We start from the raw sequence: 22,672 nt of genomic DNA on the forward strand, positions 1-22,672 counted from the left end.
CATTTTATTACTACATTTGCAATGTCTAAATAACACATAAACCAATCCGACTATGAATTTAATGGAACGAATGGTAGAACAAGCCCGAGCAAACAAACAGCGTATTGTTTTACCCGAAGGAACGGAAGAACGTACTTTACAAGCAGCCGACCGAATATTGGCCGACAACATCGCCGATATTATACTCATCGGGGAACCGTCTGAAATTATGGAACTTGCCGATCGGTACAAGCTAAAACACATCGACAAGGCGACTCTGGTAAATCCTGCAAACCACGAAAAAAAAGAAACATATACTCAACTTCTATATGAACTAAGAAAAGCCAAAGGCGTAACCCTCGAAAAAGCAGAAAAGATGGTCGAAGACCCTCTTTTCCTCGGTTGCCTCATGATTAAAAACGGAGATGCCGACGGCGAAGTTGCCGGAGCTCGTAACACGACAGGTAATGTGTTACGGTCGGCTTTTCAAATTATCAAAACCGCTCCCGGCGTAAAGGTCGTTTCGGGAGCATTCCTCATGTTTGTCCCCGATCGTTCATACGGAGAAGACGGATTGATGGTTTTCGCCGATTGTGCCGTATTACCCAACCCGACAGCTTCGGAACTCGCCCAAATAGCTGTATCCACTGCAAAAACAGCCCGAGATATCGCTAACATCGATCCACGTATCGCCATGTTGAGTTTCTCGTCAAAAGGCAGTGCCAGCCATGAAATGGTCGATAAAGTAGTGGAGGCTACCCGACTGGCCAAAGAGATGGAACCTTCTCTAAAAATCGATGGAGAGTTGCAAACCGACGCAGCGATTGTTCCTGCCGTAGGAGCAAGCAAAGCTCCGGGTAGCGAGATTGCCGGACATGCGAATGTACTGGTATTTCCTTCGCTCGAAGTAGGCAACATCGCTTATAAACTGGTTCAAAGGTTGGCTCATGCCGAAGCCGTAGGTCCTATTCTTCAAGGAATCGCCGCACCGGTCAACGATCTTTCCAGAGGTTGTTCGGTCGATGATATCTATAAAATGATAGCCATTACTTGTAATCAAGCCATCAGTTTGAAAAAATAACCTTAATGCATGCCTTATGAAAATATTAGTATTAAATTGCGGTAGCTCGTCGGTAAAATACAAATTATTCGACATCGACTCCAAGTCCGTATTGGCACAAGGAGGAGCAGAAAAAATAGGATTGGAAGATTCTTTCTTGAAACTAACTTTGCCCAACGGAGAAAAAGTAATTTTGAAAACCAGTATGCCGGAACACCATTCGGCTATCCAAAACATACTGAATGTACTCACCGGTAAAGAATATGGGTGTATCGAGTCGTTCGATGAAATCGATGCTGTCGGCCATCGGGTCGTGCACGGTGGAGAAAAATTCAACAAAAGCGTGCTCATCACAGACGAAGTTATCGAAAAAATAAAAGAATGTTACGATATAGCGCCGTTGCACAATCCTGTCAACATGGCGGGTATCGAAGCAATATCCAAATTGATGCCTACGGTTCCGCAAGTAGGAGTATTCGATACGGCATTCCACCAAACCATGCCCGCGCATGCCTACATGTATGCCCTTCCCTACGATTTATATAAAAAATACGGGATACGCCGATATGGATTCCACGGAACAAGTCATCGTTACGTATCGAAACGAGCTTGCGAGTTTTTAGGAGTGCCCTACGAGAAACAACGCATAATTACCTGCCATATCGGAAACGGAGGTTCCATTACGGCGATTAAAGACGGGAAGTCTGTCGACACCTCTATGGGTATGACTCCGGTTGAAGGATTAATGATGGGAACTCGGTCGGGCGATGTCGATGCAGGAGTCCTCACCTATTTAATGGACAAAGAACACCTCGATTCTGCCGGAGTAGCAAATTTGGTGAATAAAAAAAGCGGAGTGGCTGGTATATCGGGATTATCTTCCGACATGAGAGACATAGAAGCCGGAGTCGCCGCAAAAAACGAACGGGCTATTTTGGCGTTACAAATGTATGAATACCGAATCACCAAATACATAGGAGCTTATGCTGCGGTGTTAGGCGGAGTAGATATCATCGTCTTTACCGGAGGTGTAGGCGAAAATCAAACCGTAACGCGCGAAGCCGTATGTAAACCGTTGGCTTTTATGGGAGTAGAAATCGATCCCGAAATAAATAAACAGATTCATGGAACGGAATGTGTGATAAGCACCCCGGCATCAAAAGTAAAAGTAGTCGTCATTCCCACAGACGAAGAATACATGATTGCTTCGGATACAAAAGCCGTTCTGTCCGGCAAAATGCAATAAAACTTTATACATATTGAGAAAAGGCGTACGTACTGTACGCCTTTTTTATTTTCCTGATTCAAAATTAATCTGGGAGTTTTAATTGAGAAATGGGTTCTCCATCATTACTTTCGCTATCTCAACAATCGTCAGATTACCTAACCGGTCTATACGTACTTATAATTTTATAAACAAACCGGCGGAGGTAAATTTTATACCTCCGCCGGAAACTACTATATCACGTCCAATTTTTAAGGCAGTACGATTTTGAAGTTTGAATCGGCAGCTTCAAAACAACAGCGAAGCATTTCAATAGCCTTCTCATCTCCTTGCATCTTAATCTTGCCAGCATTACGTAAGGCCTCGGTATCAGTACGTCCAAAGAACAGCTTTACGAAATCCATTTTGGCGATACTCAACGTAAGGTCTGCCTCCTTCTCCTGTCGATTCAAGCGATGGTTCAAAACACCATTATTCAATATAAGCACAACTTTGTCGTTCGTATCTGTGAAGTCTATATTGATGACTGCCTCTTTGTCTGCGGCCTTTTCTCCATTCAACTGAATCGCGCAATAATCGAGTAACATTCCCATATCCATCTGCGCCAACACACCATCGTTGATGAGCTGTGAAGTATAAGGGACATCGCTTTTCAGCAGGTCACGAGCGCCGGTCAGATAGAAGTTGCGCCACGGACCGCTCTCGGCCTGATACCCCAGTTGTGTGTAGGTATCAGCCAACAGACGACGAGCCTCCATATTCTGCGGCTCCGCAAATACAAGATGGTCAAGCAGAGTTGCAACCCAACGATAATCGCCCTTATCATAAGAAGCCCGGGCCACTTCAAGAACCTTTTCCGCACCTCCGATTGCCTCGACATACTTAGTTCCGAGTTCCGTAGGGGGCAGCGGATTCAAGTGTGCAGGGTTTCCGTCGAACCAACCGAAATAAAGATCATACTGAGACTTTACGTTATGACTCAATGTGCCATAATAACCCCGACAATGGAACTGCGAAGCGAGAGAAGCAGGCAATTGCATTTCTTCGGCAATTTCATTCGGAGTCAGACCTCGATTGGCCATGTGCAAGGTTTGGTCGTGCAAATACCGGTATAAATCGCGTTGTGCCTCCCAATAATCTACGATGCGTTCATTTCCCCATGTCGGCCAATGATGTGTGGCAAACGAAACCTCCACTTCATCACCATAACGTTCGATAGCCGTATCCACGGCTTTGCTCCACAACAAACCGTTACGGACCTTTGCACCGCGCAAAGTTTGCAGATTGTGCATATTATGCGTCATATCCTCGGCTGTACAGAATGCTTTCATTTGAGGAAACCATACCATAATTTCTACCGGAGCTTCCGTATCAAGTACATAGACAAATTCCATCTCTACTCCATCAATCGTATGTTTCTCACCGGTGGTTTCGATCTCGATTGTCGGGCGTGCAATACCTTTACTACCGGTAGACATAGCCTGTCCTAAGCCACAGCCGAGATTGCCCGTAACACTCGGCTCCAATTGCAGACCGTACATATAAGTAGCCCGACGAGTCATTGCCACACCGGCTAGCACATTTTCGTTTTGAGCCGATGCCATGAACCCTTTGGGCGCAATGATTTCGAAATCTTTCTTCGATGACCCCTCGCGAATAGCTGCAATACCGCCGTAATGGTCGCCGTGCGGGTGGGTAAAGATAACCCCTTCAACCGGCAGATCGGCCACGTGTTTCTTAATGAGGTCATAACCAGCTTTTGCAGCTGCATTGGTCGTTGTTACATCAATAATAATCCAACCATGATCAGAACGAATAAAGGTCATATTGGCGATATCGAAACCACGAACCTGATAGAGTTTATCTGGAATGACCTCAAAAAGACCGTTGAAGCGATTGAGCTGCGACTGTCGCCAAAGACTCGGATTCGCAGTTTCGGGAATATCGTTTTTCAAGAAATCCCAACCTTCGAGCGAATAGGACTCCTTCCCATCTTCGGTCATGATGGCCGAAGTGTTAACTGTCGCGATGAATCCCCGACTGGCATCCTCGAAATCCTGACGGTCATTGAAATCCAACTCTGTTTTTACAGCCTCGTTAGCATGTATCGTATGCTCTGTCGCTGCTGTCTGCGCCATAATTGTCGACGGTACAACTACCAAACCAAGCGCAATACTCAAAATTTTTCGTTTCATTATTCTCTAAATTTGATTACACGACAAAGTAACGGAGATATGCTGGATCCGGCAATGTATTATTCTGCGTATATTTTGTATTTTTGTACGATTATCCTATATAATTCCTTATATATTTTAAGAAATAATGTCTTTTTGTATGCAAGACCAGATTTTTACATTTGAAACTCTATTAAGGCGTATGCAACTCGACGATGGAGAGAGACCCTTCGTAATATGGCGCGAAAAGGATTTGTTTGGCACACATGCCTATCCGGTCAAAATCGATGTTCCATGTCTCTTTTTATGTTGGAATGGGGAAATGGAAATAGAAATCAATTTACAAACCTATCATTTCGATAAGGAGCATTTACTATGCTTCACTGTTCCATGTGCCTGTCGCATTGTAAAACGGAGTCCCGATTTTCTATGCGTCGGACTGCTATTATCCAAATCCTTTTGGAGGCAATTACTCTTTACAGAACGAACATTAAGCTCAATTGCCGCGCGCGATGCTTTCATCGTCGTTACGGAAGAGGAGCGAAATCGGCTTGCTCGCTTTCATGAACTGCTTTGCCTTTGTGCCGATACTACGGAACATGATCCGATAGGGACTTTATATCCCCTCATCGTCGGTCTATTTTTTCAAATACGCAATATCTGCCAAAACCGGGAAGCAACCGCAGCACCTGCCTCGCACAGCAAAAAGATTCTCTATAATTTCTTAGATTCACTGCACACCAATTACCGACAGCATCGGCGTGTTTCATTCTATGCCGATGCTCTGTCTCTGACTCCACGACACCTGACAACTGTTATCCGACAAGCAAGCGGTCGCAGTGCCTCACAATGGATCGAGGAATATACCGTACTCGAAGCTCAAATTCTTCTACGCAACTCCCCTATGTCAATTAAAGAAATCGCCTATGAATTGGGTTTCAACGACCAATCTCTATTCTCAAAATATTTTAGTAGAGTGGCAGGCATATCGCCCGAAAGATACCGCAAAATTTCTATGAGTAACACATGATAGTCGCTAATATTCGCTACCTGTATGACTTCATACAAAAAAATTAGACAGATAGCTGTCTGCCATCTGTCTAATATGATACAAGGAATTATTTTGCTCTTTATTCTATCATTAAGCTCCTATCAAGCTGAGATCCGTGAAGTAGGTATAGACACAACTTACGATTCCCAACAGTAAAATACCGGCAACACAAACAATCAGGCTGACACGAGAAGCGTTATCGCTACGGAACGGAGCTATGGCGCAATCGTTCTCGTTGTTGATGAACATTGCTTTTACCACCAACAAATAGTAATAAAGCGAAATAATGGTGTTCAACAAGGCGATAAGTACTAAAATATAAAATCCCGAATGGATAGCTGAAGCAAAAATGAAGAATTTGCTGAAAAATCCGGCAAAGGGAGGAATTCCCGCCAAAGAGAACATCGCCAACATCATAACGACACTCAACTTGGGATTGGTTTTGTACAGACCGTTATAGTCGTCCATTCCTACTTTTCCACTACTACGCTCAACAGACGATATCACACCGAATGCAGCCAAGTTGGAGAATATGTACACCAGCACATAGTAAACCAATGCGGCCATACCCTGTGCCGAACCTGCTATAATACCCAACATAATATATCCTGCCTGAGAGATAGAAGAGAAAGCCAAAAAGCGTTTCAGGTTCTTCTGACGAATAGCGAACAAGTTACCCACTGTAATGGTCAATACGATCAAAGCCCACATGATACCTTGCCAGATGACAGGATCGAGGAAGAAGACTTTGTAAAGTATCAACATCAATGCAAAAGCAGCAGCCCCTTTCGATATAACCGACAAATAAGAAGTCACCTGTGTGGGAGCTCCTTGATAAACATCGGCTGTCCACAAATGGAACGGGACCAACGAAAGTTTGAATCCCATACCGGCCAGTACAAAAACGAGCGTAGCAATCAACAGTGGCGTGTGATTAGATGCAATCGCTACGGCTATATCGCCGAAATAGAGAGAGCCCGATACTCCATAGAGGAACGAAAGCCCTAACAGGAAGACAGCCGAAGAGAAAACCGCCGTAAAGAGGTATTTGGCTCCCGCCTCATACGATTCCGTATCTTTCTTATTGATGGCTATCAAAGCGGCCATCGGTAACGATGCAGTTTCGAGTCCGATAAAGAACAGCAAGAAGTGTCCCGACGAAACCATTAAATACATACCGAACAAGGTAACCAATAACAATTCGTAAAACTCTCCTCGGCGCAATTTGACATCGGGGGTATCAGACCACGAAATGGATTGTAACAAAACAATCAATGTGCCTATATTGAGTACGGTTTTAACCATCGAAGCTATGGGAGAAGTCTGATACATACCCCCGAACGCCGTAGCAGAATCGACCGGTATTATATTCCAAACCGTATGCAGGGCGAATAAAACGCATGCCGTAATGGATAATCCTTTGAGGCTCTTTTTCCCTCCAAAGGTGTCAAAAAGAAATATCAGCAAAAACACAAGCAGCAGCGATATTTCTCCGCGCATAATTAAAAACTGTGAATAGTCCATATACTGTTTTATTAAAGAGCTTGAGACAACAAATTAGTTATAGGTTCCACACCTTGACGAATTAAATCGGAAATCCAATTCGGGAAACAGCCGATAGCGGCCACGCATACGATCAAGGTAATAGCCGACAGACGTTCCCACCATTCGGCATCGGTCAACTCCCGGTGATGTTCATTCTGAACAGCGCCGAACAAAAGTTTGCCGACAACCCGCAAAATATAAACCGCTGTAATCACAATCGAAGTACAAGCTACAATGGTAAACACTCGGTGGAACGTATCTGTATGCTCGAACGAACCGACAAATATAGTCATTTCGGCAACGAAGCCGCTCAATCCCGGGAGACCCAACGAAGCCAAACCGGCAATCACGTAACAAACCGAAAGGAACGGCATGATTTGCATCAAACCTCCCATCTCCCGAATATCACGGGTGTGTGTACGTCCATAAATCATACCGATGAGGGCAAAGAAAAGAGCGGTCATCAAACCGTGAGAAAGCATCTGCATCACGGCTCCGGTCATAGCCGTCGTGTTCAACATCAATATGGCGAACAAAACCAAACCGCAGTGACTCACCGAAGAGTAAGCGTTGATGTATTTGAGGTCGGTCTGAACACAAGCGCTAAACGCTCCGTAAACAACACTAATACCGGTAAGTATTAAAAATATCCAAGCTAGTTCGGTCGCAGCCTGAGGCATCAGATAAATGGCTACACGGAAACAACCGTATCCTCCTAATTTCATCAATACGCCGGCATGCAACATAGACACTGCCGTAGGAGCCGAAGCGTGACCATCGGGCGACCATGTGTGGAACGGGAACATAGCCCCCAACACGCCGAATCCCACGAAAGTCATCGGGAACAAGAAGTATTGCCAGTTCATGGGGATATTACCGTGCTCGGCAATTTCGACTACATTCATCGAATGGAGCCCCGATTGATAATAGATACCCAAGATACCGATCATCAACAAAGCAGAACCACCCATCAACATCAAGGTCAGTTTCATTGCCGAATAGTTCTTTCTGCCGCTTCCCCAAACACCTATCAATAAGTACATGGGAATAAGCGCCACTTCGTAGAACATGAACATAGTGAAAAGGTCTACCGAAATAAAGAAACCGAATACACCGGTAGACAACAACATGAACCACAAGAAATATTCTTTGGGAAGAGGATTTATCTTCCAAGAAGCGAACACTCCGGCAAATACAATAATAGAAGAAAGCAATAGCATGGCCACCGACACTCCGTCCACACCCACAGCATAGTGAATATTTAACGGAGCATACCACATTCTGCTATCGGTAAACAGCATTGTAGCCGTATTTCCGGCAGCGCGTTCGGCCAAAAACTCAACGAGAGTATATACAGACAACGCCAACAAAATGGTCGAACCGATAACCGCTACCGTTCGTATCTGTTTCATATCTCTTGCGATCCAAAGACCCAGCATCATCAAGAGAGGGATAAGCACAAATAATGATAGAAAATTCATAGTGTTTCTTTAATATTTTATCGTTCAACCATCAGTTAAAAACACATGGCCAATACGGCGATTAACAATGCACCCATAATGAATACCCATACATACCACTGGATATAGCCCGACTGCAACTTGCGTATGCCGTAGGAAACCCCGTTGGTAACGGTCGCCAACATATTCATCGTGCCATCGACGATATGACGATCGAACCATGCGATAGGCCGACAAATTCGCTGGAATATCACTTTATGAGTCACCCACATATAGAGCTCGTCCATATAGAATCGATGATAAGCCGCCGTATGCAAAGCACGGAACTTATCGGCAAGAGCTTTGGGTTTGGTATTTTCCGAGAGGTACATCCATGTAGCCAAAGCGATAGCGGCTACTGCGACTATAATACTTGTAGTCGCTACCGACCAGTCGAGATGTATATGATAGGCCTCGCCGTTTACCGATACGAATTCTCCGAAAGGAATGAATCCGGCAACACACGTAACCAACGCGAGAAATACCAAAGGCAAATACATGGCAGCAGGAGCCTCGTGCGGAGTATGATGTTCGTAAGAAGGTTTGCTCCACCAGAAGATACAGTAATACAAGCGGAACATGTAAAAAGCCGTCAGACCGGCGACAGCCGTCATCCAAACGCCCCAGAACGCACTCTTTTCGAATGCGGCGGTTAAGATTTCGTCTTTACTGAAAAATCCCGAGAACGGAGGAATACCGGCAATAGCCAAACATGCGATAAGGAACGTGATATGGGTCACAGGCATATATTTGCGAAGGTTTCCCATCTCGGACATTTCGTTGGAGTGAACGGCATGGATAATGCAACCCGCACCCAAGAAAAGCAACGCTTTAAACATGGCGTGCGTGAACAAGTGGAACATGGAAGCCATGTAACCGAGTCCGGTGTGCAAATCGACATCGGAGGCAACTCCCAACGCTACCATCATGAAAGCGATCTGAGAAATGGTCGAGAAAGCGAGCACCCGTTTAATATCGGTTTGCACGCAAGCAACGACAGCAGCATAAAGAGCGGTAATGGCTCCTACCCATGTAATCAGTTCGAGCACTTCGGGCACGGCACAATACATAGGGAACAACCGAGCTACCAAATAAACACCGGCGACAACCATCGTAGCGGCATGGATAAGCGCCGATACAGGAGTAGGACCTTCCATCGCATCGGGCAACCATATATGCAACGGGAACATAGCCGACTTACCTGCACCTCCCATAAAGATAAGAGCCATAGCCCAAGCGGCTACCGAACAGCCCATAAAGGTCATGCCGGCCGTTTCGCTCACCAATGCCGAAGGATTGGACATCAATGTAGCAAAATCGAAAGTCTCGGTAAAGAACGAGAGGATAAGAATACCGATCAAAAAGCCCAAGTCGGCGAAACGGGTAACGATAAAAGCCTTCTTAGAAGCAGATACAGCCGCCGGCTTAGTATAATAAAATCCGATGAGCAAATAGGAAGAAACACCTACCAACTCCCAGAAAATATACATTTGGAAAATGTTCGTCGCTACCACCAACCCCAACATGGAGAAGCTGAACAACGACAAAAACGCATAATAACGCTGGAACCCTTTTTCTCCGTGCATATAGCCCATACTATAAATATGAACCATCAACGACACGGTTGTGATAACAACCAGCATCATCACGGAAATAGGGTCTAATAAAATACCCAAGTCAATATGCAAATGTTCTGTAAAACGCAACCATTCGAAATTGATCGGCTGCAAGGTATCGAAAACGCCTTCTGCATTGCGGGGCATGGTAAAATAGTTGAACGCCACTACATAAGCCAAAACGGCAGCTACCGACAATCCGATTGTTCCCAATATCCCGGCAACACGTTCGCTCAACTTATGCCCCACAAGTCCCAAAAACAGGAACATGCAAAGCGGAAGTAAAAGTATTATAACTGAATATTCCATATCGATCAATATTTCATTTTATCAAGGTTACGCACTTCAACATTCCGTATATGACGGAAAATATTGATAATGATCGCAATGGCAAGCGCTGTCTCGGCAGCGGCGATGCCTATTGCAAAGAGGGTGAAAAAGAATCCCTCCAATGCCTCGGGATAAAGGTAACGGTTAAACACCACAAAATTGATATCCACCGCATTCAGCATCAATTCAAGGGAAATGAGCATAGCCAGCATATTTTTACGTGTGACGAACCCGTAAACTCCGGCAAAAAACATGATGGTACTTACCACCAAATAGGCAATCATTGGTATTTCCATAGTCTCTTATCTTTTACGGGCAATCATAATGCCACCGATGATACAAGCTAATAACAACACACTGACAGCTTCGAAAGGCAACAGATACTGAAACTTGTCCATACCCATAAGAGCATGCCCTATTTCTTTCATATCTACCTCTCCGGTAATTACGCTGGTAAGCGGTTTCGTGAAAAACGGATAAGTAAATAATGTATATCCGCACACGATTGCACCGAATATCGAAGCAATAAGACCTACTACACGTTTTTTAGGTGTCAACAATTCCGATTTGTCTCCCGGGTGACTCGTCAATAAGATAGAGAAGACGAACAAGACTACGATACCACCGGCATAAACGGCCAATTGCACGGCTCCTAAAAATGTATAGTCAAGCTGGAAATAGATACCCGCCGTCGCAAAAAGCACAAACAGAAGGTAAGTAGCCGCCCGCAATATGCGCCGCGTGGTTACCGTAAGAATCGAACAAACCACGATGACCAATGCAAGCAAGCCGAAGATAACTTGATTTGCTATTTGTTCCATAATGTTAATCAATTATTTTCTGTTGGGTTATCGGTACGATTCAGTTGTTTCACCAACTTCTCACGCGTATAAACGGCATGCTCAAACTCGTTTGTAAATTTGATAGCATGGTGAGGACATGTAGTCACACACAATTGGCAAAAGGTGCAACTACCCAAATCATACACATATTTATCTAACACTCGTTTCGTCTTACCATCTTCGGTGGTAATTTTCGAAGCCTCGATTTTGATTGTCCCATTCGGGCAATTCATCTGACAAATACCGCACGCAATGCACTTGTGCTGTCCGTTTTCGTCATAAATCAAAGTTAACGTACCTCTGAAACGCTCGGGGATTTTCAATGTAGCCCTATTCTCAGGGTACTGTTCGGTAACTTTCCGGCTGAAAAAATACTTACCGGTAACCCCCATTCCTTTAAGAAGGCTCAGTAATCCTTTCCAGAAAGATGTGATGTAATTTTTAAAACTTCCCATAAATTTCTTTATAGAACTCTTCTATTTTTATTAGTTAACACTATGGTTTATTTCGTTCATAAAAAAGAGCTTGGTTCTTCAAGCCCCTTGATTTCAATCTACTTTTCCTCCGATAATATCTAACAATTCGGACGTAATACTCTGCTGACGCAGTTTATTATATTCCAATTGCAGTTCGTCCAACAATTCTTTCGCATTATCGTTCGCCGACTGCATGGCCATCACCCGGGCCGCCTGTTCTGACACCCGATTGGAACAGATAGCCTCCTGCATACTCGACAGAACATAAAGCGGTAATACCTCATTATAGATCGTATTCACATCGGGCTCGAACAAATAAGGTTTATTACGCTCGACTTTTTCACCCGTCGCCAAATCATCGGCGGCAATCGGCAATAATTGACGAGTCGCTAAAATCTGTTTGCTCGCGCTTTTATAATGAGTATATACAACTTCCACGCAATCGACTTTTCCGGCAATAAACTCCCGCGTCAATTCTCCGGTAAAACGGGCGATATCCTCGGCAGAGCTTTTAGCGGTCATCTCATCGGCAGTAGCAATCTCGACATTATCTCCCACAAGTTTTTGAGCGAATTTAGAGGCTTTCTTTCCAATCGGATAAACAACAAACATGACTGGATTTTCGGTCTCTGCCATTCGTGCCTGATTGATAATTTCGAGCGTGCGTTTAAAAAGATTCATATTAAATGCGCCACACAATCCCTCGTCCGAGCTGAGCAAAACAATCGCCCTCCGCTTTACGGGACGAATCTCGGTAAGCGGAGAACTATATTCAGCATCAGCCGAAATAAGGTGATCGATGGTGTTTTGAATCTGATCCCTGAAAGGCCGTACACGACGCAAAGCCGACTCGGCCTTATGCATCTTGGCCGATGAAATCATCTTCATCGCACCGGTTATTTTTTCGGAAGAAGCGACCGAACCGATTCTTCCTTTTAAGTCGCGCATTGATGCCATAGTTTATGCCTTAAATCGATTAGCAACCTCTTCGGCAACTTCGGTCATGAGAGCAGCAATCTTGTCGTCAAGATGTCCTGCACGCAATTCGTCCATCACTTCGTGGCTATATTTTGATTTCAATATTTGCAAATACAATTTTTCAAACTCGGCTACCTTGTCCATCGGGACATTGTGCAACAATCCCTGTGTACCGCAATATATAATAGCGATTTCCTCTTCCACGGGAACCGGCGAATACTGAGGCTGTATAAGAATACGTTCGTTCTTACGCCCTTTATCGATTGTCATGGCCGTCACAGAATCGACATCGCCACCGAATTTTGTAAACGATTCGAGCTCACGGAACTGAGCTTGATCTATTTTCAATGTACCGGCAATCTTCTTCATGGCTTTTACCTGAGCGTTACCACCTACACGGGAAACAGAGATACCCACATTGATAGCCGGACGTACCCCTTGGTTAAACAATGCCGTTTCCAAGAATATCTGTCCGTCGGTAATCGAAATCACGTTCGTAGGGATATAAGCCGAAACGTCTCCGGCCTGTGTCTCGATAATAGGCAATGCCGTCAAAGATCCGCCACCTTTCACCATCGGTTTCATCACCTCGGGCAAATCGTTCATCGAAGAAGCAACCTCGTCATTATTGATAATCTTAGCAGCCCTTTCGAGCAAACGGGAATGCAAATAGAATATATCGCCCGGATAGGCCTCACGACCGGAAGGACGACGAAGAATCAACGAAATTTCACGATAGGAAACCGCCTGCTTCGATAAGTCGTCATAAATTACCAATGCATGACGCCCGCTATCCCGGAAGTACTCCCCGATAGCAGCCCCCGCAAAAGGCGCATAATAACGCATAGCAGCCGAATCGGAAGCGTTCGCTGCCAAAACGACCGTATAATCGAGCGCTCCGTGCTCTTTCAATGTATTCACCAACGCAGCCACAGAAGAAGCCTTCTGACCGATAGCTACGTAAATACAATACAAGGGGTTACCGTTTTTATAATTATCTCGTTGATTGATAATCGTATCGATGGCGATAGCCGTTTTCCCGATTTGACGGTCGCCGATGATCAACTCTCTCTGTCCACGGCCGATAGGAACCATAGAGTCTATCGCCTTGATACCGGTCTGCAAAGGCTCGTTCACCGGCTGACGGAAAATAACACCCGGAGCCTTACGTTCAAGAGGCAATCGAATCAAATCACCCTGAATGGGACCGGCCCCGTCAATGGGTTCACCCAACGTATTGATGACCCGCCCTAGCAATCCTTCGCCAACAGGAAGAGAGGCAATCTCTCCCGTACGACGAGCCGTCATATTTTCGGTAACCTTATCGACATTATCGAGCAAAATGACACCCACATTGCTCTCTTCGAGGTTCATCGCAACTCCGTGCACTCCATTCTCAAACTCGATAAGTTCGCTTGACCGCACATTTTCGAGTCCATAGACATGAGCCACCCCATCACCCACTTCGAGAACAGTACCCACTTCCTCGAAATTGATTTTGGAATCGACTTCATCGAGTTGCTTTTTTAAAATATCCGATATTTCACTGGGTTTAATCATATCATTTGCTGTTTAGCAATTTCAAACGCAATTTCTTTAATTCACTATTTACCGAAGCATCTAATTGCATCGAATCCACCCGTAAAATAAATCCGCCGATGATAGAAGGATCTATTTCATAAACGAATTCCAACGTCTTATCCGTTTGCTTTTTCATGAGATCACCTATACGGTCGAGAACTTCCTTATCCAAAGCAACAGCAGTTATTATCGTAACACGAGCTATATGATTAGCTCGCCGGTAAATATCCTGATAAGCCAAAGCAATGGCTCTTGCAAACGTTTCGCGACGGTTCCTAATCACTAACTGAACAAAACGGAGAAGATAATCGTCGGGCTTTTCACCGAAAGCCGATGACAATACCCGCACCTTATCCGCAGCAGAGAGAGCCGGGTTACTCAGTGCCTTAGACAACTCGGTATGAGTTGCAAAAGCTGCATCAAGCCGTTTCATCTCTTCGTAAATAGGAGCGGCCACATGATGCTCCTGAGCATACTTATAAAGAGCTTTCGCATATCGGCTCGGTATTAACCCTTCGTTCATATCCTATTAGTTTTGATTCTCAATTTCATTCAACAGTTTGTCGATCATTTCGACCTGCGTTTTGTCATCAGAAAGTTGCTTACGCATCATTTTTTCTGCAATTTGCAGGGCAAACTCACTTACCTCGCGGCGGAATTGAAGTTCTGACTCTTTTCGAGCTTGCTCAATCGACACGGCCGCAGCGTCCATTACTTTCTTCGCCTCTACCGAGGCTGCCTGACGAGCCTCCTCTATGATATGAGTTTTCATCTGGGCAGCTTCGTGCAGAATCTCCATCTGTTGTTTCTGCGCTTCGACCAAAAGAGCTTTGGCATCCGCTTGTGCGTTGTCTAATTGCGCTTTTGCCTCTTGTGCATACTCAACCCCCTTATCGATAAGCTCGGCACGTTCGTCGAGACTGCGGATAATATAGGGCCAAGCAAACTTCGCAAGAATGGCAAAAAGGATGACGAAGACAACGAACATCCAAAATACCAAGCCGAATTCGGGCGTGAACAGTTCCATATCTTAGAGGAATAATGACATCACGCAAACAATCACAGCGAACAATGCAACACCTTCTACAAGAGCGGCAATCACGATCATGTTGCTTCGGATATCACCGCTGGCTTCGGGCTGACGAGCTATGGCATCCATCGCCGATGAACCGATCTTACCAATACCAATACCTGCTGCAATAGCGGCGATACCAGCGCCGATACAGGCGCCCAACTTAGCCAGACTTGCACCGGCTGCTGCTTGTAATAAAATCATTCCTAACATAATGTTTGTTGTTTAGAGATTATACATTATTTTATTTCTTCCACTTTTCCTTCATGATGCCCATCGACTTGTGCCAAAGCTATGAACAGAGTCGAAAGCATGGTAAACACATAGGCTTGAATAAACGATACCAACGTATCTATAAGCAACATAAACAAAGAGAACAACACCGATACGACTGTCGTTGCCCCTATAACAACCGCTCCGAATGCTCCAAAAATGAAAATGAGCGATATAAGCGACAATATAATCATATGCCCGCCCATCATATTGGCAAACAAACGCACCATCAAAGCCGCCGGTTTAGTAAATATTCCGAACACCTCGATCAAGGGCATGATAGGTAACGGGAACTTCAACCACAACGGTACATCGGGCCAAAATATTTCTTTCCAATATTCTTTTGTTCCGCGCACATTTACTACGATAAATGTACACAAAGCAAGAACCATAGTAACGGCTATATTACCCGTCAAATTAGCGCCACCGGGGAAAATTACGATCAGCCCTAACAGGTTCATCAAAAGGATAAAGAAAAATACGGTCAATAAATAAGGGGCAAAACGAGGTGCTTTATCGCCCAATGTGCTTTTTATCACGCCCGTATAAACGAACTCGATAAGAAATTCTATGGCTCCTACACCTTTTTTAGGGGCTTTGAAACGTTTCTTTCTATACCAATGAGCCACCGAAAGCACACACCACCCGCAAATGAAAGCCGCTATAATCAACGCCAACACATTTTTGGTAATCGACAAATCGAGCGGACGATAACGATTTCCCCGATCATCGACACTCTCGACCTTTCCTTTATTCGGGCCGTCCTGAGCGACATAAAAACCTTCATAAGTCTGCCCGTGTTCAAGCCGATGCGACCCGAATATTTTCCAATCGCCCTTATAATCCCGCACGATAACCGGAAGTGGGATTTTATGCTCATGCGAGAAAGGTAATTCCCAACCATAGCCATCGAGCAGGTGCTCAAAAATTGTCTCTTTCGGGTCAAAGGCCTTTTCTCCTTCACCATCGGCCTTTTCCTGTGCCGACAGCGGGAACGAAAATACCGTTAACAAAAAAGCGACTATGTATGCGATTTGTTTTCTCATCTTTTTTTTACTCCAATTACCGTACACAAACTGCTACACGATTATTATCCACATCGACAAACCCGCCACCGACGGATACCGAATGCCGCTCACCGGCCGTTACATACTCAATGGTACCGGCATCGAGCGTAGAAATCAACGATGCATGATTTTCAAGAACTGTAAACGAACCTTTTGCTCCCGGCAGGGTAACCGATTCGACTTCTCCTTTAAAAAGGATTTGTTCCGAAGATATAATTTCAAGTACCATAATTCTCGTTTTTATTAGTGAGCGGTCTTCGCTTGTTCTAACAACTTCTTACCTTTGGCAATGGCCTCGTCTATTGTACCCACGTTCAAGAATGCTTGTTCGGGATATTCGTCCATCTCGCCGTTAAGAATCATCTTAAACCCGCGGATAGTCTCTTCCAACGGAACCATCACACCTTGAAGACCGGTAAACTGCTCGGCCACGTGGAAAGGTTGCGACAAAAACCGCTGTGCCCGACGAGCACGATTCACCACCAGTTTGTCTTCGTCCGACAACTCATCGACACCCAAAATGGCGATAATATCCTGCAATTCGTTATAATGCTGTAAAAGCTGTTTTACACCCTGAGCGACCTGATAGTGTTCCTCGCCTACAATATTCGGATCGAGGATTCGGGACGTAGACTCCAACGGATCCACTGCCGGATAGATACCTAACTCAGAAATCTTACGGCTCAATACCGTCGTAGCATCCAAAAAGCTAAATGTAGTCGCCGGAGCCGGGTCGGTCAAGTCATCGGCCGGTACATAAATGGCCTGTACCGATGTAATAGATCCCTGCTTCGTAGACGTAATACGTTCTTGCAACTTACCCATCTCGGAAGCCAAAGTAGGTTGATATCCCACGGCAGAAGGCATACGACCCAACAATGCCGAAACTTCGGACCCCGCCTGAGTGAAACGGAATATATTGTCAATAAACAATAGGATCTCTTTACCTCCGCCATCGGAATCACGGAACTGTTCAGCAACCGTCAACCCAGACAAAGCGACACGCAGACGGGCTCCCGGCGGTTCGTTCATCTGACCGAACACCAACGTTGCCTGCGATTCATTCACTTTCTCCATATCGACATCACGCAGATTCCACTCACCCCGTTCCATGCCTTCTTTGAATTTATCGCCGTACGACATAACTCCCGACTCGATCATCTCACGTAAAAGGTCGTTACCTTCACGGGTACGTTCCCCCACTCCGGTAAACACCGAAAAACCGTTGTGCCCTTTGGCTATATTGTTGATAAGTTCCATAATCAATACGGTCTTACCAACACCTGCCCCTCCGAACAAACCGATCTTTCCACCTTTCGAATACGGTTCGAGTAAATCGATCACCTTGATTCCCGTATAAAGCATCTCGGTACTGATAGAGAGATCGTCGAAAGCCGGAGCCTCCTGATGAATCGATTTTAATTCGGTATAATCCAATGCAGGAAGGTGGTCGATCGTTTCACCGATGACATTCATCAACCGACCTTTCACTTGCGAACCGGTAGGCATCGATAACGGTCTTTGCAAGTCGATAGCCTTCATACCCCGTTTCAGTCCATCGGTAGAATCCATCGCTACACAACGCACCGTATTTTCACCGATATGTTGTTCTACCTCGACAATCAGCTCTGCCCCGTTCTCTCGTTCGATTTTAAGAGCGGCATATATGGGAGGTACTTCATTGCCTTCGCCTTCAAAAGCGACATCGACAACCGGCCCGATGACCTGCGTGATATATCCAAATTTATCTGCCATAGCTTTACCTCTATTATCAGTATTATATTTTTAATTCATTAAAAGTGCAATCCGTAAATCACAATAAGCACCATAATAAAGAGATTAATCAAGTTCAAAGGTAATAAATATTTCCATTCGAGCCGCAATAATTGGTCTATTCTCAAACGGGGGAATGTCCACTTGAACCAAATAATCACAAACGAAACAAGTATCGCTTTTCCAAAGAACCAAATCACAGACGGAATATAATCCATAATATGGTTAAAACCTTCCCAACCCGGTATGTGGAATGGCATCCAACCGCCCAAGAAAAGCAATGTAGCCATACCCGACACAATAAACAGATTCAAATACTCAGCCAAGTAGAAAAATCCGAAATGAATACCCGAATATTCTGTGTGGTATCCGGCTGTCAACTCGCTCTCGGCTTCGGGCAAGTCGAACGGACCACGATTGGTCTCGGCCGTACCGGCAACCAAATAAATCAAAAACGCGACTATCGCCGGGATATGGCCTGTAAACAAGAACCAACCGTTAGTCTGAGCTTCTACTATACCGGTTATCGACATTGTTCCGGCAAAGACGACCATCGTCAATACAGACAACCCGATCGAAAGCTCGTAACTCACCATTTGAGCACCGCTTCGAATAGCACCGATAAGTGTAAATTTATTGTTACTGGACCAACCGGCCAACAAAATACCCAACACTCCTATGGACGAAACGGCGATCAGGAAGAACACGCCGATATTAAAATCGATAACTTGTAATCCCCTTCCAAAAGGCAAACAACCAAAGGCCAACATGGAAGCGACGATTACCAAATAAGGAGCCAAATTAAATAAGAACTTATCGATATGATTCAAAGTAATCAACTCCTTAATCAATATCTTGAACATATCGGCAACACTCTGAATAATACCATAAGGACCTACACGATTCGGACCTAAACGGCATTGGAAAAAGGCACAGACCTTACGCTCAAAATATATATAGAACAATGCCAAAACTGCATACAACAGCAACAGCACCACGCCTACCAATACGAATTCAACAAGTAAAGCTCCCCAACCGGGCATTACACTTCTCAACAAATTATCGATCCAGTGGGTAACTATCGAAAAGTCGAACATAACTTATTCTTTAATTTATTTTTTATTACTCAATTATCTGTCCATATCGGGGATTACATAGTCAAGCGACCCTCCGATAGCAATCAAATCGGCGATCTTTCCATTGCGACACATTGGATCGAGACCAGCAACCAGCGGCAAGCATGCCGAATTTATCTTCAAACGATAAGGATTCTTATCTCCATGACTTTCGATAAAAATACCCAACGGACCACGACTGGCCTCTACTTGGCGGAAATAACGGCCTTCGGGCAGCTTGATAATAGGCTTCATCTTAACGGCATAATCACCCTCGGGGATATTGTCGATCAATTGCTCTATGATATGTATAGATTCCAATATTTCATCTAAGCGTACCATGTAACGGGCAAAAACATCTCCCTCCGTACGGATAACCTGATTAAATTCCACCTTGTCATACATTGCATACGGGTGATTCTTACGCACGTCGCAAGCCCAACCCGAAGCACGCCCCGACGGTCCCGCAATTCCATACGAAATAGCATCCTCGCGAGAAAGAACTCCCACTCCTTTCATACGTTGTTGGGCAATGACATTACCGGTAAACAACGTGTGGTACTCTTTCAACTTAGCCGGCATATAGGCACAAAACTCTTTGACCTTACGCTGGAAATCGGGGTGTAAATCGGCCATCAAACCTCCAATCGTATAGTAATTGAAAGTCATACGCGCACCACACGTTTCCTCAAATATATCAAGAATCTTTTCTCTATCGCGGAAACCATAGAAGAATGCTGTCGTTCCTCCCAAGTCCATACAGAATGTGGACCAGAATAACAAGTGCGAAGAAATACGCATCAACTCGTCCATGATCGTACGTATATACTGTGCGCGTGCGGGCACTTCTACTTGCAAGGCATCTTCTATACAAAGACAGACCGCATGCCGGTTCTGCTGAGCAGACAAATAATCGAGACGATCGGCGAAGTGAAGAGTCTGAGGATAGGTAAGAGACTCGCAAAGTTTCTCTATTCCCCTATGCACATAACCGCAATACACATCGATTTTTTTAACCGTCTCGCCATCGAGAGAGGTACGTAAACGCAACACACCATGAGTCGCAGGATGTTGAGGACCGATATTTACCACGAATTCCTGAGGAGAAAATATCGTATTCGTCCGTTCTTCGAGCTTTCCATCTTCCGTTTCGACAACGGAGTGTGTGACATCATCGACAGACTCATGTTCCAATCGAATAGGATTCAATTCAGGGTCTGCATTATAATCTTTTCGGAAAGGATACCCAACCCAGTCATTACGCAAAAACAGCCGACGCATATCGGGGTGGTTGATAAAACGAATTCCAAAAAAATCATAGACTTCACGTTCGTATAAATTCGCGGATTTCCAAATATCCGAAACAGAATGAAGCAGAGGATTCTCTCTATCTGCGGTCTCTATTTTAACCGAAACTTGTGAATTATCGACGGTAGAAGTCAAATAGTAGACACAACCCACGGTCTCGCCCCAGTCCATGCCCACAATAGAAACCAAATAATCGAAGTGCCGTTGATTATGCAAATAAAGCGCTAAATCATGCCACTTGGCATCAGGAACCGACACTTCCAAAATAGTCCCTTCCACGAAGGTAGCCTCCGGCAGAAAACTACTTATTTCTTGCTGTATGTTTGCCATATAGGTAACTTATATTATTTTCCGAATACTTTCTCTCGCTTTTCTTGACGATTGACTCCGCCAAAGAATTTCTCGACTTTTACCTTACGTTGTAATTGCATCAAACCATAAAACATAGCCTCGGGACGAGGAGGACACCCCGGTATATACACATCGACCGGAAGAATCTCATCTACACCTTTCAACACGTGATACGAATTTTTAAACGGTCCGCCCGAAACGGCACATCCACCGACAGCTACCACATATTTCGGTTCGGCCAACTGGTCATACAAACGTTTAAGAACGGGAGCCATACGATGTACAATCGTACCGGCTACCATTACAAAATCGGCCTGACGCGGACTGGCACGAGCTACCTCAAACCCGAAACGGGCCATATCGTACCGCGCTGCGCCGAGCGACATGAACTCGATACCACAGCAACTTGTCGCAAAGGTAAGCGGCCACAAAGAGTTAGACCGCCCCCAGTTAATAAGTTCGTCCAAGCATCCCACCACCACATTGGTATGAGAGGCTTTGAGCTCATCAACAAGATGTTCAATATATTCATTGTCTTTGAAGTCTTCATACTTCATCGATTTAATTTTCACTTCCATTCGAGTGCTCCTTTCTTCCATGCATATACCAGTCCTAAAACAAGTATAACCATGAAAAATAAAATATTAAATAATCCGGCTACACCTAAATCTTTCAATATAACCGCCCACGGGAACAAGAATACCGTTTCTACGTCGAACATCAAATACAGAATGGCAAACAAGTAGTAACCTACCTTAAACTGCATCCAAGATTCGCCGCGCGATGGGATACCACACTCATAAGCCTCACCTTTCTGTGGGTTGAACGAGCGAGGCGAAATAAGCCCTGCAATCAACAAAGCCGCGCCCACCAACGCTAATCCGGTAATCAATACAACTACAAATAGTGCAGAATTCATACGTTAATTTAGTTTGTATTTAATTTTTATTCTTTTCTCCAAATGACAAAGCCCCATATTGCCAAAACGACAATACAAGGCCCGATCGTCTATAAATAAAAAATCTTTCTCTTTTCATAAGAAAAAGAAATACGACATCGCTCCATTCCGGTATTAGTCTCGCGATCTGATATTGTCTTATTCCATATAGAACCAAACATACGATTTCTTTTCTTTCTTAGTCAAGGATTTATACAACGGACAATTTATTTTCCGAACGATGAATATCACCCCAAAATCCTTTGTTTCACTGCAAATTATTCTTCGAAAAATTTTGTCGCACAAATATACAAATTTTATTTCCAACAAAAGCCTCACGTTAGACTCTTTTTTATTTTTAATCCGCAATTCCGGACAAATTATTCTGCTTTTGGAACACCACCTCAAAAAAATTGCGCG

The 22,672-nt window shown here is 44.6% G+C and carries 22 protein-coding genes; 3 read left to right on the forward strand and 19 right to left on the reverse strand.

Annotation, left to right across the window (positions count from 1 at the left end):
* The first annotated feature begins 52 nt into the window (after window positions 1-52).
* Both pta and NBH06_RS06660 read left to right on the forward strand, forming a co-directional pair.
* Window positions 53-1,060: a phosphate acetyltransferase gene (pta, locus tag NBH06_RS06655; protein WP_008862523.1), complete on the forward strand. Its 1,008-nt coding sequence runs from the start codon at window positions 53-55 to the stop codon at window positions 1,058-1,060.
* A gap of 16 nt (window positions 1,061-1,076) precedes the next feature.
* The gene (locus NBH06_RS06660; protein ID WP_250793447.1) at window positions 1,077-2,285 is read left to right on the forward strand and encodes an acetate kinase; all 1,209 of its coding nucleotides are present in this window, start codon (window positions 1,077-1,079) and stop codon (window positions 2,283-2,285) included.
* Window positions 2,286-2,515: 230 nt separating this feature from the next.
* Here the strand turns inward: NBH06_RS06660 and NBH06_RS06665 are convergent, their stop codons facing one another.
* Window positions 2,516-4,459: an alkyl/aryl-sulfatase gene (locus NBH06_RS06665; protein WP_250793449.1), complete on the reverse strand. Its 1,944-nt coding sequence runs from the start codon at window positions 4,457-4,459 to the stop codon at window positions 2,516-2,518.
* Between the two features lie 139 nt (window positions 4,460-4,598).
* On the opposite strand from NBH06_RS06665, the gene NBH06_RS06670 reads away from it, so the two are divergent.
* Window positions 4,599-5,468 carry an AraC family transcriptional regulator gene (locus NBH06_RS06670; protein ID WP_250793451.1) on the forward strand — a complete coding sequence of 290 codons (870 nt, stop codon included), beginning with the start codon at window positions 4,599-4,601 and terminating at the stop codon, window positions 5,466-5,468.
* A gap of 111 nt (window positions 5,469-5,579) precedes the next feature.
* Here the strand turns inward: NBH06_RS06670 and NBH06_RS06675 are convergent, their stop codons facing one another.
* The 18 genes from NBH06_RS06675 to NBH06_RS06760 all read right to left on the reverse strand — a co-directional run bounded on the left by NBH06_RS06675 (window position 5,580) and on the right by NBH06_RS06760 (window position 22,234).
* Window positions 5,580-7,013, reverse strand: coding sequence for an NADH-quinone oxidoreductase subunit N (locus tag NBH06_RS06675; protein ID WP_008862527.1), 1,434 nt, complete (start codon window positions 7,011-7,013; stop codon window positions 5,580-5,582).
* Between the two features lie 11 nt (window positions 7,014-7,024).
* Window positions 7,025-8,515 (reverse strand): complex I subunit 4 family protein, encoded by a 1,491-nt coding sequence (locus tag NBH06_RS06680; protein ID WP_008862528.1) that lies wholly within the window; start codon window positions 8,513-8,515, stop codon window positions 7,025-7,027.
* Between the two features lie 35 nt (window positions 8,516-8,550).
* Window positions 8,551-10,458: an NADH-quinone oxidoreductase subunit L gene (gene nuoL, locus NBH06_RS06685; RefSeq protein WP_250793453.1), complete on the reverse strand. Its 1,908-nt coding sequence runs from the start codon at window positions 10,456-10,458 to the stop codon at window positions 8,551-8,553.
* 5 nt (window positions 10,459-10,463) lie between these two features.
* A complete protein-coding gene (gene nuoK, locus NBH06_RS06690) occupies window positions 10,464-10,775 on the reverse strand; it encodes an NADH-quinone oxidoreductase subunit NuoK (protein ID WP_008862530.1) in 312 nt (103 codons plus the stop codon).
* A 6-nt stretch (window positions 10,776-10,781) separates the two neighbouring features.
* On the reverse strand, window positions 10,782-11,300 hold the full coding sequence (locus NBH06_RS06695; protein WP_008862531.1) for an NADH-quinone oxidoreductase subunit J family protein: 519 nt from the start codon (window positions 11,298-11,300) through the stop codon (window positions 10,782-10,784).
* Window positions 11,301-11,308: 8 nt separating this feature from the next.
* On the reverse strand, window positions 11,309-11,776 hold the full coding sequence (locus tag NBH06_RS06700) for a NuoI/complex I 23 kDa subunit family protein (protein WP_008862532.1): 468 nt from the start codon (window positions 11,774-11,776) through the stop codon (window positions 11,309-11,311).
* Between the two features lie 93 nt (window positions 11,777-11,869).
* On the reverse strand, window positions 11,870-12,754 hold the full coding sequence (atpG, locus tag NBH06_RS06705) for an ATP synthase F1 subunit gamma (protein WP_250793455.1): 885 nt from the start codon (window positions 12,752-12,754) through the stop codon (window positions 11,870-11,872).
* A gap of 3 nt (window positions 12,755-12,757) precedes the next feature.
* On the reverse strand, window positions 12,758-14,335 hold the full coding sequence (gene atpA / locus NBH06_RS06710) for a F0F1 ATP synthase subunit alpha (RefSeq protein ID WP_250793457.1): 1,578 nt from the start codon (window positions 14,333-14,335) through the stop codon (window positions 12,758-12,760).
* Between the two features lies 1 nt (window position 14,336).
* Entirely contained in the window at window positions 14,337-14,879 is a 543-nt protein-coding gene (locus NBH06_RS06715) for a F0F1 ATP synthase subunit delta (RefSeq protein WP_021891100.1), read from the reverse strand.
* Between the two features lie 6 nt (window positions 14,880-14,885).
* On the reverse strand, window positions 14,886-15,383 hold the full coding sequence (atpF, locus tag NBH06_RS06720) for a F0F1 ATP synthase subunit B (RefSeq protein WP_008862536.1): 498 nt from the start codon (window positions 15,381-15,383) through the stop codon (window positions 14,886-14,888).
* A 3-nt stretch (window positions 15,384-15,386) separates the two neighbouring features.
* Window positions 15,387-15,641, reverse strand: coding sequence for an ATP synthase F0 subunit C (gene atpE, locus NBH06_RS06725; RefSeq protein WP_008862537.1), 255 nt, complete (start codon window positions 15,639-15,641; stop codon window positions 15,387-15,389).
* 26 nt (window positions 15,642-15,667) lie between these two features.
* Window positions 15,668-16,747: a F0F1 ATP synthase subunit A gene (gene atpB / locus NBH06_RS06730; protein ID WP_021891101.1), complete on the reverse strand. Its 1,080-nt coding sequence runs from the start codon at window positions 16,745-16,747 to the stop codon at window positions 15,668-15,670.
* Window positions 16,748-16,763: 16 nt separating this feature from the next.
* Window positions 16,764-16,997: an ATP synthase F1 subunit epsilon gene (gene atpC, locus NBH06_RS06735; protein WP_008862539.1), complete on the reverse strand. Its 234-nt coding sequence runs from the start codon at window positions 16,995-16,997 to the stop codon at window positions 16,764-16,766.
* Between the two features lie 14 nt (window positions 16,998-17,011).
* Window positions 17,012-18,523 (reverse strand): F0F1 ATP synthase subunit beta, encoded by a 1,512-nt coding sequence (gene atpD, locus NBH06_RS06740; RefSeq protein ID WP_008862540.1) that lies wholly within the window; start codon window positions 18,521-18,523, stop codon window positions 17,012-17,014.
* Window positions 18,524-18,561: 38 nt separating this feature from the next.
* Window positions 18,562-19,638 carry an NADH-quinone oxidoreductase subunit NuoH gene (nuoH, locus tag NBH06_RS06745; protein WP_021891103.1) on the reverse strand — a complete coding sequence of 359 codons (1,077 nt, stop codon included), beginning with the start codon at window positions 19,636-19,638 and terminating at the stop codon, window positions 18,562-18,564.
* Between the two features lie 33 nt (window positions 19,639-19,671).
* Entirely contained in the window at window positions 19,672-21,294 is a 1,623-nt protein-coding gene (locus NBH06_RS06750; protein WP_195343201.1) for an NADH-quinone oxidoreductase subunit D-related protein, read from the reverse strand.
* 14 nt (window positions 21,295-21,308) lie between these two features.
* Window positions 21,309-21,893, reverse strand: coding sequence for an NADH-quinone oxidoreductase subunit B (locus tag NBH06_RS06755; protein WP_008862543.1), 585 nt, complete (start codon window positions 21,891-21,893; stop codon window positions 21,309-21,311).
* Window positions 21,884-22,234, reverse strand: a complete 351-nt coding sequence (locus tag NBH06_RS06760; RefSeq protein WP_008862544.1) for an NADH-quinone oxidoreductase subunit A — start codon at window positions 22,232-22,234, stop codon at window positions 21,884-21,886. Before NBH06_RS06760 ends, NBH06_RS06755 begins: the two co-directional genes overlap by 10 nt.
* Between the last annotated feature and the right edge of the window lie 438 nt (window positions 22,235-22,672).

Origin of the sequence: Barnesiella sp. B2-R-119 (genome assembly GCF_023656675.1) — a bacterium.
GTDB lineage: Bacteria > Bacteroidota > Bacteroidia > Bacteroidales > Barnesiellaceae > Barnesiella > Barnesiella intestinihominis.